The sequence below is a fragment of the Actinomadura alba genome, from assembly GCF_014323705.1.
GTDB lineage: Bacteria > Actinomycetota > Actinomycetes > Streptosporangiales > Streptosporangiaceae > Actinomadura_C > Actinomadura_C alba.
In genome coordinates this window covers 105,438-119,959 of the sequence record NZ_JABVEC010000017.1, presented here as the reverse complement: position 1 = coordinate 119,959, position 14,522 = coordinate 105,438, and the positions used below count along the sequence as shown (strand labels likewise).

General features: G+C 70.6%; 11 protein-coding genes. 9 read left to right on the top strand and 2 right to left on the bottom strand.

Going from position 1 to position 14,522, the window contains the following annotated elements:
- Positions 1–79: 79 nt before the first annotated feature.
- From HKK74_RS22360 to fdhD, 6 genes are all read left to right on the top strand, one after another.
- The gene (locus HKK74_RS22360; protein ID WP_222722596.1) at positions 80–1,441 is read left to right on the top strand and encodes an ABC transporter substrate-binding protein; all 1,362 of its coding nucleotides are present in this window, start codon (positions 80–82) and stop codon (positions 1,439–1,441) included.
- Positions 1,441–2,325, top strand: coding sequence for a carbohydrate ABC transporter permease (locus HKK74_RS22355; RefSeq protein ID WP_187245225.1), 885 nt, complete (start codon positions 1,441–1,443; stop codon positions 2,323–2,325). The genes HKK74_RS22360 and HKK74_RS22355 overlap by 1 nt, the downstream gene beginning before the upstream one ends.
- Positions 2,322–3,203: a carbohydrate ABC transporter permease gene (locus HKK74_RS22350; RefSeq protein ID WP_187245224.1), complete on the top strand. Its 882-nt coding sequence runs from the start codon at positions 2,322–2,324 to the stop codon at positions 3,201–3,203. The genes HKK74_RS22355 and HKK74_RS22350 overlap by 4 nt, the downstream gene beginning before the upstream one ends.
- 14 nt (positions 3,204–3,217) lie before the next feature.
- Complete coding sequence (locus HKK74_RS22345; protein WP_187245223.1) at positions 3,218–4,309, top strand: ABC transporter ATP-binding protein; 1,092 nt, start codon at positions 3,218–3,220, stop codon at positions 4,307–4,309.
- Between the two features lie 47 nt (positions 4,310–4,356).
- A complete protein-coding gene (ggh, locus tag HKK74_RS22340) occupies positions 4,357–5,772 on the top strand; it encodes a glucosylglycerate hydrolase (RefSeq protein WP_246491863.1) in 1,416 nt (471 codons plus the stop codon).
- Positions 5,773–5,930: 158 nt separating this feature from the next.
- Entirely contained in the window at positions 5,931–6,782 is an 852-nt protein-coding gene (gene fdhD / locus HKK74_RS22335; protein ID WP_187245222.1) for a formate dehydrogenase accessory sulfurtransferase FdhD, read from the top strand.
- Between the two features lie 41 nt (positions 6,783–6,823).
- Here the strand turns inward: fdhD and HKK74_RS22330 are convergent, their stop codons facing one another.
- Complete coding sequence (locus HKK74_RS22330) at positions 6,824–7,582, bottom strand: SDR family NAD(P)-dependent oxidoreductase (protein WP_187245221.1); 759 nt, start codon at positions 7,580–7,582, stop codon at positions 6,824–6,826.
- Positions 7,583–7,615: 33 nt separating this feature from the next.
- Positions 7,616–9,073: a flavin-containing monooxygenase gene (locus tag HKK74_RS22325; protein ID WP_187245220.1), complete on the bottom strand. Its 1,458-nt coding sequence runs from the start codon at positions 9,071–9,073 to the stop codon at positions 7,616–7,618.
- Positions 9,074–9,202: 129 nt separating this feature from the next.
- Between HKK74_RS22325 and HKK74_RS22320 the strand changes: the two genes are divergently transcribed.
- The 3 genes from HKK74_RS22320 to HKK74_RS22310 are packed head-to-tail and all read left to right on the top strand — an operon-like array spanning position 9,203 to position 14,507.
- Positions 9,203–11,734 carry a DUF4132 domain-containing protein gene (locus HKK74_RS22320; RefSeq protein ID WP_187245219.1) on the top strand — a complete coding sequence of 844 codons (2,532 nt, stop codon included), beginning with the start codon at positions 9,203–9,205 and terminating at the stop codon, positions 11,732–11,734.
- Complete coding sequence (locus tag HKK74_RS22315; RefSeq protein ID WP_187245218.1) at positions 11,731–14,115, top strand: DUF4132 domain-containing protein; 2,385 nt, start codon at positions 11,731–11,733, stop codon at positions 14,113–14,115. The genes HKK74_RS22320 and HKK74_RS22315 overlap by 4 nt, the downstream gene beginning before the upstream one ends.
- Positions 14,115–14,507: a hypothetical protein gene (locus tag HKK74_RS22310; RefSeq protein WP_187245217.1), complete on the top strand. Its 393-nt coding sequence runs from the start codon at positions 14,115–14,117 to the stop codon at positions 14,505–14,507. The genes HKK74_RS22315 and HKK74_RS22310 overlap by 1 nt, the downstream gene beginning before the upstream one ends.
- The last annotated feature ends 15 nt before the right edge of the window (positions 14,508–14,522 follow it).

The following is a 14,522-nucleotide window of genomic DNA, read 5'->3' as shown; positions in this document are numbered from 1 at the left end:
GACAAAGTGTTCATCACCACGGTCAAAGTCTCTGCCGTGGCCGCCCCCGCTGCGGCTGCCGGCAGGAAGGAGCGCCGACGTGACCGTACCCGTTGTGACCTCCCAGATCTCCGCTCGGCAACCCCTGTCCCGCCGTTCCCTGCTGCGTAGCGGTCTGACCGCGGGCGTGGCAGGCGCGCTCGCCCCGCTGGTGTCGGCCTGCGGAGGCTTCGGCACGAGCGGCGGAGGGAGCGGCAAGCTGGTCTTCCTGTCGACCCAGTTCAACCCGATCGAAGAGGGCCAGCGATTCCGCGAGATCCTCACGAAGGCGGGCGTCGACACGCAGTACGTCCCCATGGACACCGGACCGTTCGCCGCCCGGCTCAACGCGGAGCTGCAGGCGGGAAAGCCGACCGTGAACGTCATCGGCGGGCTCTACGGCCAGCTCGCGCCCTTCGCCCCCGGCCGGCTCGAGGACCTCTCCGACGTCGCCGCCCGGCTGTCCGGGCGCGGCTACGACCGCGAGGTGCTCGACCTGGCGAAGTTCGGCACCGACCGCACGTACTTCATCCCCTGGATGCAGGCCACGTTCATCCTGGCGGCGAGCAAGAAGGCGCTCGAGCACCTGCCCTCCGGTGCCGACGTGAACAAGCTGACCTACGACCAGCTCCTCGCCTGGGCCAAGGCCGCCAGGTCGGCGAACGGCAAGCCGGTCTTCGGCCTTCCGGCGGGGCCGAAGGGACTGCTGCACCGCTTCCTTGAGGGCTACCTCTACCCGTCCTTCACCGGCGGCCAGATCACGACGTTCCGGAGTGACGACGCCGTCCGGATGTGGGAGTACCTCCGCGAGCTGTGGTCGGTCACGGTCCGGGCGAGCACCAACTTCGAGTTCATGCAGGAGCCGCTCGCCTCAGGACAGGTGCAGATCGCCTGGGACCACGTCGCCCGGCTCACCGAGGCGCCCACGAACACGCCGGACGGCTTCGTCATGGTCCCGGCGCCCTCCGGGCCCAAGGGGCGCGGTTACATGCCGGTGGTCGCCGGGCTCGCCATCCCCAAGGGCGCGCCCCGCCAGGACGAGGCCAAGAAGCTGATCGAGGCCCTGTCGCGGCCGGACATCCAGGTCGACGTGCTGCGCAAGAACGCCTTCTTCCCCGCGGTCAAGGCGAGCATCCCCGCCGACCTGCCCCCGGGGATCCGGCTCGAGGCCGGCGCGGTCACCGCCCAGCAGGGCGCCTCCGACGCTCTGCTGTCGCTGGCGCCGGTCGGGATGGGCGCGCGGGACGGTGAGCTCGACACGGTCTTCAAGAACGCCTTCACCCGGATCGTGCTGGACGGCGAGGACATCCGCCGGACCCTCGACCGCCAGGCCAAGGAGCTCCAGCGGCTGCTCGACGAGGCCAAGGCGCCGTGCTGGCGGCCCGACGCCGCCGTGGCGGGACAGCAGTGCAAGGTGGCCTGATGACCGAGGCCGCATCGCGACCCGCCCGGGCGAGGCGGCCGCCCGTGCCGTACCTGCTGCTCATCCCGTCCGCGCTGTTCATGCTCGCGCTGTTCGGCTGGCCGCTGATCCAGGGCGTGCTGGCCTCCGTGCAGACCCCCGGTGGCGGGTACGGATGGGAGAACGTGCGGCGCATGACGGCCGAGCCGCACTTCTGGCCGGCGGTACGCAACACCGCGCTGCTCATCGTCATCGTGATCCCTCTGCAGTTCGCGCTGGCCATCGCGATGGCGCTGCTGCTGCGTGAGCGGCCGAGGCTGTCCGGCCTGTACTTCTACGTCTGGGCGGTGCCGCTGGCGATCTCCGACCTCGCCGCCGGGCTCGTATGGCTCGCGATCTTCGCGGACCAGGGTTACCTCAACTCCGCCCTCGCGGGGCTCGGGCTGAGCGAGTCCGGTTACGAATGGCTGTCCTACGAGCACCCGGGCACGATGCTGGCGGCGGTGGTCGTCGCCGAGCTGTGGCGGGCCACGTCACTGGTGTTCATCATCCTGGTCGGCGGGCTCAGCGTCATCCCGAAGGAGTACGACGAGGCGGCCCAGGTCTTCGGCGCCACCCTGTGGCAGCGGGTCCGCCATGTGACGCTTCCGCTGCTGCGGCCGAGCATCCAGGTGGCGCTGATCCTGCGGACCATCCTCGCGTTCCAGACGTTCGCGGTCGCCCAGGCGCTCGCCGGCCGCAACTTCCCGCTGCTGATCGGCGAGACGTACGAGTGGTACGTCAACCTGCAGAACCCCTACGCGGCCTCGGCGGTCGCGATGATCATCCTCGGTGTCTCGATGTTCACCGCCACGGTGTACCTGCGCGCGCTCCGGCAGCCGGACGTCATCAGGGGCGCCCGATGACCGCCGCCGGGACCGCGGCGCCGGATCGGGCGGCCGCTCCGGACGCCGGCGTCGACCGCGCGCCGCTGGCCCGCAGGCGCCGCAACAGGATGCTCGTCCAGGTGGCGTGCCTGGCCATCACCGCGTTCATGGCCGCGCCGATGTACCTCATCACCCTCGCCGCGTTCTCGACCCGCGAGTCGCTGAACGCGTTCCCCAAGTCGTTCGCGCCCGCCGACGTGTCGACCGAGACCCTCCGGTCGTTCCTCGGCGCCACCGGCGTCGTGCCGAGTTTCCTCAACAGCCTGGTCGTCGGGCTGCTCACGCTGGTGCTGTCCGTGGCGATCGGAACACCGGCGGGCTACGCGCTGGCCAGGCACGTCTTCGCCGGACGCGACGCCTATCAGCTGTTCCTGCTGTTCACCCGCGCTCTGCCGATCGTGGTGCTGTCGGTGCCGCTCGCCCGGTTCTTCATCACCGCCGGGCTGTCGGACACCGTTCTCGCCGTCGCGCTGCTGCACACCGCCCTCGCCCTGCCGACCACCGTCCTCATCACCGCGAGCATCTTCACCGCGGTGCCGCGCGACCTCGAGGAGGCCGCGCTGGTGTTCGGCTGCACCCGCGCGAGTGCGTTCCGCCAGGTGGTCGCGCCACTCGCCCTGCCGGGCATCGCGGCGGCCTCCCTCTTCACGTTCGTGCTGTCGTGGAACGAGGTGCTCGGGGCCGCGGTGCTCACGCTCACCAACCGCACGCTGCCCGCGCAGGTGCTCGGCTCCCTGCAGTGGAGCCCGCTGCCCTACCGGTTCGCCGGGGGATTCGCGCTGCTCGTGCCGGCACTGATCTTCATCTTCGTCATGCGCAGATATCTGCTCAACATGTGGGGCACGACGCTCCGGTAAGGACACCTGAACCGATGGCCGAGGTCGAGATCTCGCAGCTGCACAAGACCTATCCGGGTGGCGGCCGGCCGGCGACCCGCGATGTGTCGCTGACGGTGGCAGACGGTGAATTCATGGTCCTGCTCGGCCCGTCCGGTTGCGGCAAGACCACCCTGCTGAGGATGATCGCGGGACTGGAGCTGCCCGACCGCGGCAGCGTCCGCATCGGCGGCAGGGACGTCACCTACCGGGCACCGCGCGAACGCAACCTGTCGATGGTCTTCCAGAGCTATGCGGTGTTCCCGCACAAGAAGGTCGCCGACAACATCGGCTTCGGGCTCGCGATGCGCAAGGCCGATCGGGCCGTCATCCAGGACAAGATCGCGTGGGCGGCCGGCCTGCTCCAGCTCGAGGACTACCTAGACCGCTACCCCTCCCAGCTGTCCGGTGGCCAGCGGCAGCGCGTGGCGGTGGCCCGGGCGATCGTGATGGAGCCGGACGTGCTGCTCATGGACGAACCGCTGTCCAATCTGGACGCCCTCCTGCGGCTGCAGTTCCGCGCCGAGCTGAAGAAGCTCCTGACCGATCTCGGCACCACCTGCGTCTACGTCACGCACGACCAGGTCGAGGCGCTGTCGCTCGGCGAGCGCGTCGCGGTCATGAAGGACGGTGAGATCGTGCAGTGCGGGCCGCCCATGGAGGTGTACGACTCGCCGGCCTCGGAGTTCATCGGCGGGTTCATCGGCAGCCCGCCGATGAACTTCCTCGACGCGACGCTGCGGCGGGACGGGGGAGAGGCGGTCATCGAGGTGGCCGGCCAGCGGTCCGCCGCACCCGGGTCGTGGGCCGCCTTCGCCGAAGGGCCGGTGCGGATCGGCGTCCGGGCCGAGACCATCACCGCGCACCGGGCGGAACGTTCTGGTGCGCTCCGGGCGGTGACCGAGGTGGCCGAGCCACTCGGCAGCACGACGCTCGTGACGGCCGTGCTGGGGGAGCAGCGGATCAAGGTCCAGGTACCGCCGGACTTCCCGGTGGGAGCCGGAGACGATCTCTGGCTGGACCTTCGCGCGGACCGGCTGAGCTGTTACGAGCGGGACACCGGCCGGGTGCTCGTGAGCGACCGATGAGGGGGAACGACGGATGAGGGGGAGCGACCGATGAGGGGGAGCGACCGATGAGCGGTGACCTGACCGAGTCCGGCGACGTGTCCGGCGGCGTACGCCGTGGGGGCGCCGGTCTGCGAACGCGCACCGAGGTGGCGGCCCGTGCGGCGTACGTGCTGCGCGGCAACGACCGGGGCGGCCTGACGGTGGCCGCGCCGCGTCTCTACCCGCACATGTGGAGCTGGGACGCCGCGTTCGTCGCGATCGGACTGGCCCGGCTGTCGGCCTCCCGGGCGCTCGCCGAGCTGGAGACGCTGTTCGCCGCCCAGTGGCGGACCGGCATGGTGCCGCACATCGTCTTCTCGCCGGATGCCCCGCCGTACGAACCGGGCCCGGACCGGTGGGCCTGCCGGGACGTCTGCCCGGACGCGCCGCCGGCCCCCGCGACGAGTGGGATCCTGCAACCACCGGTGCACGCGCTCGCGGTACGGCGGATCCTCGACGCCGTCCGCATCGCCGACGCCGCGGAGCAGCGCGACGTCGTCGGCCGGATCCGCGCGCTCTGGCCCGCGCTGCTCGCCTGGCACCGCTATCTGGTCGCGCGTCGCGATCCCGACGGCCGTGGCCTGCTCACCATCTACCACGGGTGGGAGAGCGGGATGGACAACTCGCCCCGCTGGGACGGACCGTACGCCGGCGTGATCCCGAGCCCGCAGTTCACGCCGTTCCGCCGCTCCGACGTGCACGCGCTCGCCGGCGCCGCCACGGGCGGCGGGGCGGCGGGGAGCGCCGCGCAGCGCCCCACGGACGCGGACTACCGGCGCTACCAGTGGCTGGTCGAGGAGCTCAGGCGGGCGGGGTACGACGACGCGCGCGTCCAGAACTCGCTCGACTTCCTGGTGGCCGACGTGTTCGCGAGCGCGATCTTCGCGGCGGCGGGCGAGGAGCTCGCGACGGTCGGCGACGAGCTCGGCCTCGAGGGCGTCGATGAGCTGCTCGGTCACGCGGCCCGGTTCCGCCGTGGCGTTCTCGGCACCACCGACGAGCGCGGGTTCGCCGCGGACCTCGACCTGCGGCGTGACGCGTTCCTGCGTATGGACACGATCGCCGGGTTCGCGCCGCTCCTGTGCGGCGGGCTGGAGCCCGCCCGGCAGCGGCGGCTGCTGGAACTGCTGGCCTCGCCGGCGTGGTGTGGGCATCCCGGACTGGCCCACGCCGTCCCGCCGAGCACGAGCCCCTCCGCGCCGGCGTTCGACCCCGTGCGTTACTGGCGGGGACCGCAGTGGCCGCCGATGAACTGGCTGCTGATCTGGGGGCTGGAGCGGTGCGGTGAACCGGACGCCGCGTACCGGATGCGGGAGGCCACCCTGGACCAGCTCGCCGACGGCGTGTTCGCCGAGTACTACCACCCGTTCACCGGTGAGCCCTTCGGGGGCCGGCCGCAGTCATGGTCGGCCGCGGTGGCGCTGGACCTGCTCGCGCGGTGAGCCCGGGCGGGCTTGATCGAGGCTGACCGGGTGTGTCACGGTGTTGGGAGCCCAGGGGGCCGGTGACGTCGCGTTCCGCGGTGAACCCGGGGCGGCGCGATCGGAGGTACCCGCTGCCATGGACGTGAGGCCAGACCGGCACGGCGAGAGCGCCGGCCATGCGTGACCGCCCGGGCAGCACGGTCCGTGCCAAGGTGCACGTGGTCGACGACGGGCAGGAGCGGGTGCGGCGGGACACCCTCGCGACCGAGGAGCCGCTCGAGCTCCGGCTGCTGGCGGGCGGTGACCGCCGGACGCTGGCCGTCACCATGCGCACCCCGGGCCACGACTTCGAGCTCGCCGCAGGGTTCCTGCATGGCGAGGGCGTCGTGGCGAGCCCCGAGGACATCCGCCGGATCTCCTACTGCACCGACGTCGACGTCGAGCAGCAGTACAACATCGTCAACGTGACGCTGGACGAGTTGCCGGACCTGCCCGGCCTCGACCGGCACTTCGCGACCACGAGCGCCTGCGGCGTCTGCGGCAAGGAGAGCCTCGAGGCCCTCAAGATCCGCGGCTGCCCGGTGCTCGGCTCCGGCCCGTCGGTCGATGCCGAGACGGTGTACGGCCTGCCCGACGCGCTCCGGAAGGCACAGGGCCTGTTCGAGTCCACCGGCGGCCTGCACGCTGCGGGCCTGTTCGGTGCGGACGGCTCCCTGGTCTGCGTGCGCGAGGACGTGGGCCGGCACAACGCGGTCGACAAGCTGATCGGTTGGGCGCTGATGTCCGGCCGGCTGCCGCTGAGCGACCACGTGCTCATGGTGAGCGGCCGGACCAGCTACGAGATCATGCAGAAGGCCCTCGCCGCCGGCATCCCCGTCGTCTGCGCCGTCTCGGCCCCGTCGAGCCTGGCGGTCTCGCTCGCCGAGGAGTTCGGCATGACGCTCGTCGGGTTCCTGCGGAATCGGCGCTTCAACATCTACGCGGGCGCCGAGCGCGTCAAGCTGCCCGCGCTCGCCGGCCCGCGGTGAGCGCTGCCGTTTCCTAGGGGCCGGTCACCTGTACGGGCCGGTCAGCGGTACTTGCGCCCCGTACGCGAGGACAACCGGCCGGCGAGGCCGCGCGGCACCAGCCTGCCCAGCCCCACGATGGCCTTGTACTGCGCGCCGGGAACACTGACCCGCACCCCGCGCCGGAAGTCGCGCACGGCGGCGTCGGTCATCTCATCGGCGTCGAGCCACATGAAGCCCGGTAGCCCGGACATGTCCATCTCGGCGCGGTCGTGGAACTCGGTGTGCGTGAAACCCGGGCACAGCGCCATGACGTTGACGCCCGTACCGGCGATGTCGTTGCCGACGCCCTCGCTGAAGCCGACCACCCAGGCCTTCGAGGCGCCGTACGTTCCCCTGGAGAAGAACGCCGCCACCGACGCGACATTGATGACCCCGCCGCGGCCGCGCTTGATCATGCCGGGCAGCGCGGCATGGGTGAGGCGCAGGACCGCCTCGCAGTGGACCTTCAGCATGGTGAGCTCGTCGGCCAGCGGCACGTCGAGGAACCGGCCCTTGTTGCCGAAGCCCGCGTTGTTCACCAGCAGGTCGACCCCGGCGGCCGCCCGGCCCTCCGCCGCCCGCAGGCCGTCCTCAGTGGAGAGATCGGCGACCAGGACCTCGACGGCCACGCCGTACTTCGCGCGGTGCTCCTCGGCCGCCCCGGCCAGCCGCGGCTCGTCACGGGCGAGCAGGACCAGGTCGAAACCGTCGGCGGCGAGGCGGCGGGCGAAGGCCGCGCCGATTCCGGCGGTGGCGCCGGTGATGAGGGCGGTGGGCATGGAGCCGAGTCTAGGCCCGCGCGCCATGCACGATCATGCCGTCCGCACCTGGAAGTCGCGCGGATCGGGGCGTCTGGTGGCGCGGCGGTAGGCCATCGTGAATCCCGGCCAGTTGGTCACCGGCCGGCCCCGCTCGTCGAGGTACCAGCTGGAGCAGCCCTGGCTCCACACGGTCGCCCCCATGCGTTCCCGCACGTCCTCGATGAAGGCGCGCTGGACCTCGGGGCGCACGTCGATCCAGGCCAGCCCGTGGCGGCGGATGGCCGTGACGCAGCCCAGGATGTAGCGGATCTGCGACTCCAGCATGTAGATGATCGAGTTGTGGCCGAGGTTGGTGTTGGGCCCGTACAGCAGGAACAGGTTGGGGAAGCCGCTCACCGTGATGCCGAGGTAGGCCTGCGCGCCGTCCCGCCAGGCGTCCGTGAGCTCCCGGCCGCCGCGCCCCGTGATCCGCATCGGCGCGAGGAAGGCCCCGGCCTCGAACCCGGTGCCGTAGATGATCGCGTCCACCGTCCGCTCCGTGCCGTCGCGGGTCACCACCCCGGTGGGCGTGATCCGCTCGATCGGGTCGGTGACGAGCTCGACGCCGGGCCGGGTGAGCGCCCGGTAGTAGTCGTCCGACAGGAGGATCCGCTTGCAGCCCATCGGGTAGTCGGGGGTCAGCGCCCGCCGCAGATCGCGGTCGCGTACATGCTCGCTCAGGTGCCGCCGGCTGACCTCGACGGCGCGCGCCATCAGCCGCGGGTACTTCACGAAGGCCGGCGCGCGTGCCTCGACCGCCAGGTAGGTCCTCGCCCGGCCCAGCGCCCGCAGCGGCGGGATGAGATCGAGAAGAGCCCGCTCCCACGCGGCGTACGGCCGGTCGGGTTTGTCCAAGATGTACGGCGCGGACCGCTGGAACACGTGCAGCCGGGCGACCCGCTCGGCGACGGGCGGCACGAACTGGACCGCGCTGGCCCCGGTGCCGATGACCGCCACGCGCTTGCCGGTCAGGTCGAAGCCGTGGTCCCAGCGGGCCGAGTGGAAACTCGTCCCCGCGAAGGTGTCCAGGCCCTCGATCCTCGGCATGGCCGGGCGGCTCAGCTGGCCGCAGGCCGAGATCAGCACCTGTGCCGTGAGCCCCCCGCCCTCGGTGCGCACCCGCCACACCGCGGAGTCCTCGTCGAAGGCGGCCCCGAGAACCTCGGTGCCGAACCTGATGTGCGGGGTGACGCCGTAGGTGTCCGCGCAGTCCCGCAGGTAGTCGAGTATCTCCCGCTGGGTCGGGAATTTGCGGCTCCAGCCGGTCTTCGGGGCGAAGGAGAAGGAGTAGAGCCGGGAGGGGATGTCGCAGGCCGCGCCCGGGTAGGTGTTGTCCCGCCAGGTGCCGCCGAGCTCGTCGGCCTTCTCCAGGATCACCAGGTCGTGCACGCCCGCCTGCTTGAGCCGGATCGCCATGCCGATCCCGCCGAACCCGGCCCCGATGATCACAACGCTGTGCGGAGAGCTCATAAGGCTGTCCCGAATCTCGTTCTAAGCATGCGGCCAGCCGCGAGAGTACGCGACCGGATCGTTATGCGATAGGGCCATGGCCTTGCCGCGACCCGGTCTTCTGTCACACCTCTACGCCATGATCCCGGCATGCTTTACGACCGGTTGATGGAACGCGCCCGCGTGGACGACGGTCTCGACGATGTCCGCATGAAGGCGGCCGACACGCTCCCATGGCTGGTGGATCTTCTCGACCGGCTGCGCCAGAACTTCACGGCGCGTTTGCGCAGCCGTGGTGTCCGGGAGCACGAGGAGCTCGCCGCAGCAGGTCATGAGGCGCATGTGGAGCTTACCCAGCGACTCCTGGACTGCCGGGACCAGGCCGAGCGGAGGGCGGCGGCCCTCACCTTGATGCTGGCGGCGGAGTTCACCGACACCCTGTGGGACCACTATGACGAGCTGCGGCTGGTCATGCCGGGGACGCGGGGGTGGACGCCGACCGAGGTCGCGGTGATGCTCGCACGGGTCACCGAATATGAGCTGTCGTTCTGGTTCGCCGAGTCCCTCTCACTGGTGCTGAACGCCGCGGAGGACCTCACACCCGACGACATCCGGGCCGTCGTGCCCTCGCTGAACCACGTGAGCCAGGCGCTCATGCGCGATTCGGGGATCGGTGCGAGCGAGCGGCGGGCCCTGCTCGGCCGCCTCCGCAAACTCCTCACCACGGCCGACGATGCGAGGCTGCCGGAAGGCGTGCTGCCGCCGTACGACTCCTGGGCCGCACCGCTGAGAGAGCGGCTGGAGAGTGCCCCGCCGGCGGCCCTGACCGAGCTGGTGTTGCACGCCGCTGACCTGGCCCGGCCGCGACCGTCGCAGAAATGGCGGCGGCGTTGCCTGGAACTCGTGGAGTCGGCGTCCGCCCATGACCTTGTCGAGCAGTGCCTGCGGGGGCTCGCCACCGGTGCCCCCTTCTGCAGCGCCAAGCACGAGTACCCGGCATGGGTCGCGGATCTGCACCTCCACTATCTGGCCCATCCGAACCACGCCGATCTTGCGCGCGGTCTGGTCTGGGCCGCCGCGCTCGCAGGAGGTTCATCGGCGGTGGGGTCCCTGACGAGGCTCACCGAGCGGGCGGTCGACATCAAGAGCGATGTCATCGAAGATCTCGTACTCGCCGGAGCGGCGATCAACGCGCTGGGGGACATCGACGACCCGTCGGCGCTTGAGGCGCTCTGGCGACTGCAGGCGAAGATCAAGCATCGCGGGTTGCGCAAGCAACTCGACACGGCGTTGCGAGCGGCGGCCGCGCGGCAGGGCATCACGCCCGGACAGCTGATCGAGCGTAGTGTCCCGGCGCACGGGCTGGGGGCCGACGGCTCACTGGTCCGGAAACTGGGAGATCACGAGGCCGCGGTGGTGATCGTGGATCCGATGACAGTGCGGCTGATCTATGCCACCGCCGATGGCCGCGCGCTGCGGTCGGCGCCCACGGCCCTCAAGGAGTCCCACGCCGACGAGATCAAAGAGTTGAAGGCGCTCCTCAAGGAGGTGCGCGGGACGCTCTCGGGGGAGCGGGCCCGGATCGAAGGGCTGATGTCGGCCGAGCGCGTCTGGCCGTACGGCGAATGGAACCGCCATTACCGCGAGCACCCCGTCACCGGCGTGGTCGCCCGCGGGCTGATCTGGGAGTTCGAGGGGCCGGACGGTGAGTGGACCGCGGCCACACCGGCCGACGGCGGGCTCGTCACCGCCGGCGGACGGCCGTTGCCCACGCCCGGCGAGGGAACCCGCGTACGGGTGTGGCATCCGATCCGTGCGAGCGCGCAGGAGATCCGTACCTGGCGTGAGTTCGTCACCGTCAACCAGATGCGCCAGCCGTTCAAGCAGGCGTTCCGTGAGATCTACCTGCTGACGCCCGCCGAACTGGAGACCGGCGGCTACTCCAACCGGTTCGCGGCGCACATCGTGTATTACCGCCGGCTGTACGCGCTGTTCAAGGAACGCGGCTGGCAGGCCAACTTTCTCGGCAGTTACGACGGGGGCTATTCGGGAGAGGCGATCGGCGTTCTCGCCGAGGGGGCATGGCGCGCGTGCTTCTACCACGAGAACGCCGACGAGGGCGCGGACTACCCCGACTACGCCGCCACCGATCAGGTCCGATTCCAGCGGCGGGACGGTCGACAGTGGCGAGAGACACCGCTCGACACGGTGCCGCCCATCGTGTTCAGCGAGGCGATGCGGGATGTTGACCTGTTCGTCGGGGTGACCTCCATCGCGGCCGATGCCGACTGGGTCGATCGCGGCGAGGAGCGCTACGGCGCGTACTGGCGGGAGACCACGTTCGGGGATCTTACGGCGAGCGCCGAAGTACGCAGGGACGCCCTGGAGCGGATCATTCCGCGCACCAAGATCGCGAAGCGCTGTTCCTTCGCGGGCCGCTATCTCGTGGTCCGGGGAGACATGCGGACGTACAAGATCCATCTGGGCAGTGCGAACATCCTGATGGAACCGGACGACTCCTACCTTTGCATCGTGCCCTCCCGGCGCAAAGGCGGCGACAAGGTGTTCCTGCCCTTCGAGGACGAGCGCCTCGCCCTGATCCTCAGCAAGGCCTTCCTGCTCGCCGATGACACGAAGATCACCGACGAGACGATCCTTCGTCAGATCAAGGAACTTCGATGACCGCTGACAGCGGCGACACCGCCGTCCCCGACATCGTGCTGTCGCCCGTGGCCGCGACCGTGCTCGCCGAACTCACTGATCATCCGCCGGGAGAACAGTACTTCCCTGGAGGATGGCCCGATCTCTCCCAGATCAGCGACGAGGAGCTCGGGGCGCTCCTGCCCGCCGCCTACGTGAGTTCGACCACCTCGCCGAGATTTCTCGTCGAGCACGCCGCCCGGGAACGGCAGGTGCGGTTCAGCCCCGATTCGTGCCGGCGACTGTTCGCCGCCCTCGTCGACGGGCTGACCCGCCGGAAGTGGGCCGACCTGTCGCTGGCGGCGGGAGCCCTGCTGCGCTGCGCGGGCCCCTGGCCTGATGATCTCACCGAGCCCGCGCGGACATTGGTGCAGTTCATGCTCGATAAGGGGCGGACCGAGCATCCGTGGGCCCTGCTCGCGGTCGCGGGGCTGGCTGGTGAGGACCTGCGGCGGAAGGCCGCGCGGCGGCTCGGCCGGGAAGGCACGATCGCCCAGGACGAGCTGAGTCTGTTCCTGGCGTGGGAAGTGCCCGACCTGGCGCTGGTGGCCGAGGTGACCGACCGCTCGTACCAGTCACCCGCGATGCTGCCGGACGCCTGGCAGCGGCTGGCCGCCGTCGGCTATGCGGACTTCGCGCGGCGGGCGCTCGAGGCGGCGGGCACCCGGGCCGCCGCCATCCAGGCGGGCGAGATTCCGTACGTGGCGGACAAGGCCTTCACCGGGGATGAGGTGGACGTGCTGGGGCGCGCGGCCCGGGTGGTGCTGCTGCGTGACGAAAAGTGGCTTCCGGAGCTGCTTGAGCGGCTGCTGCCCGGCATCGCGGTCGCTCCCACGAAGGCCAAGACCCTGCCCTCGCAGGCGCTGCTGTATGAGATCGCCCGCGCGGCGCAGGACTTCCCCATCCCCGAGGTGGTGACCCTGCTGCGCACGGTGCGCGGCATCGCCCGGCACGCCGCGGTGCCCAAGCAGCTCGACCGGATGCTCAAGAAGATCGAGGTCGCGCTGGCCGACCGGACCGAGGTGGCGCTGCGGCTGCCCGACCTCGGCTTCGATCGGGACGGCATGCTGCGCACGCCCCTGGGCGACCATGAGGCCGTCATCACGGTGACCGACGAGGTCGACCTCGCGTGGCACGGGCCGGGTGGGAAGCCACTGCGCTCAGTGCCCTCGGCCGTGCGGCGCGATCACAGCGAAACGGTGAAGGAACTGCGCGACCTGGTGAAGCGGGTCCGCGCCCACCTGACCACGCTCGGCCGGGCGCTGGAGGCAGGATTCACCGTCGAGGGCGTCCAGCCGTACGGCCGGTGGCGGGACGAGCTGGCCGCGCACCCGATCGCGGGGACGATGGTCTCCCGGTTGATCTGGGAGATCGAGGTCTCCCCCGGCGACTGGCGGGCGGTGCTCCCGGCCGAGGCCGGCAGTGTCCTCAAGGACTCGTCGGGCGGACAGGTTCGTTCGGCAGACGACGCTCTGGTCCGGCTCTGGCATCCCATCCGCGCTCAGCCCGGTGAGGTGCGGGCGTGGCGGGACCTGCTGACCGAACGGCGGATCCGGCAACCGTTCAAGCAGGCGTTCCGGGAGATCTATCTCCTCACGCCGGCGGAGTTGGAGACCCGGTCCTATTCCAACCGGTTCGCGGCGCACATTGTGCATTACCGGCGGCTGTACGCGCTGCTCAAAGGGCGCGGCTGGACGACCACGATGCTGGGACCCTGGGACGGCGGCGGTGAGGCCGACGCGGAGCGGACGCTCGCGGCGGGGGAGTGGCGGGCGAGCTTCTACCACGAGTACGCCGACTGGGCCGAGGACCTCGAGCTGGCAGCCACCGACCAGGTGCGCTTCGCCCGCCGGGAGGACGGGACCTGGCGGGACGCGCCGCTCGCCGACGTACCCGCCATCGTCTTCAGCGAGGCGATGCGGGACGTCGACCTCTTCGTCGGAGTCACGTCGCTCGCCGCCGATCCGGACTGGGCCGACCACGGCGAGGACCGCCTCCGCGCGTACTGGCGCAGAGAGAGCTTCGGCGAGCTCACCGCGAGCGCTGAAGTGCGGCGGGATGCCCTGGCGCGCATCATTCCCCGCACGAAGATCGCGGACAGGTGCTCGATCGATGGCCGCCATCTGGTCGTCCGAGGTGAGCTCCGCACGTACAAGATCCATCTGGGCAGCGCGAACATCCTGATGGAGCCGGACGACTCCTACCTGTGCATCGTCCCGGTCCGCGGCGCGAGCCCCGGCAAGGTCTTCCTGCCGTTCGAGGACGAACGCCTCGCCCTGATCCTCAGCAAGGCATTCCTGCTCGCCGACGACACCGAGATCACCGATGAGACGATCCTGTTGCAGATCAAGCGAGGTGGCTGATGGCCAGAGTGACCTTCCGGGATGAGACGGCGACCGGCAGGCCCGTCGACGAGTTCCAGATCCCCGATCTCCCCGAGAGCATGACCGTGCGCGAACTGATCCGGCTGCGGGTCCGGGAGGAGGTCGCCCGGTTCAACGCGCGCCCTTCCCATCACTTCAACGGGCTTGTCCGGCCCGACGACGCCGAGGCGGAGCTGAACGGGTATCGGATGCGCGAGGCCCGGCGGATCGACTGGGAACGCCAGGCCGACATCGCCGAACGGGCCTTCCTGAGCAACGGCTTCTTTCTGCTCGCCGGTGACCGCCAGGTAGAGGACCTCGACGAGGTCGTGGACCTCACCACTGACCCGGAGCTGGTCTTCATCAAGCTCGTCCAGCTCGTCGGCGGTTGATCAGCGGAGGGAGGC

Bases quoted from the DNA above. Each gene is read 5' to 3' on its own strand.
- HKK74_RS22355 (WP_187245225.1), top strand. From the start codon at position 1,441: ATGACCGAGGCCGCATCGCGACCCGCCCGGGCGAGGCGGCCGCCCGTG.
- HKK74_RS22350 (WP_187245224.1), top strand. From the start codon at position 2,322: ATGACCGCCGCCGGGACCGCGGCGCCGGATCGGGCGGCCGCTCCGGAC.
- HKK74_RS22345 (WP_187245223.1), top strand. From the start codon at position 3,218: ATGGCCGAGGTCGAGATCTCGCAGCTGCACAAGACCTATCCGGGTGGC.
- ggh (WP_246491863.1), top strand. From the start codon at position 4,357: ATGAGCGGTGACCTGACCGAGTCCGGCGACGTGTCCGGCGGCGTACGC.
- fdhD (WP_187245222.1), top strand. From the start codon at position 5,931: ATGCGTGACCGCCCGGGCAGCACGGTCCGTGCCAAGGTGCACGTGGTC.
- HKK74_RS22330 (WP_187245221.1), bottom strand. From the start codon at position 7,582: ATGCCCACCGCCCTCATCACCGGCGCCACCGCCGGAATCGGCGCGGCC.
- HKK74_RS22325 (WP_187245220.1), bottom strand. From the start codon at position 9,073: ATGAGCTCTCCGCACAGCGTTGTGATCATCGGGGCCGGGTTCGGCGGG.
- HKK74_RS22320 (WP_187245219.1), top strand. From the start codon at position 9,203: ATGCTTTACGACCGGTTGATGGAACGCGCCCGCGTGGACGACGGTCTC.
- HKK74_RS22315 (WP_187245218.1), top strand. From the start codon at position 11,731: ATGACCGCTGACAGCGGCGACACCGCCGTCCCCGACATCGTGCTGTCG.
- HKK74_RS22310 (WP_187245217.1), top strand. From the start codon at position 14,115: ATGGCCAGAGTGACCTTCCGGGATGAGACGGCGACCGGCAGGCCCGTC.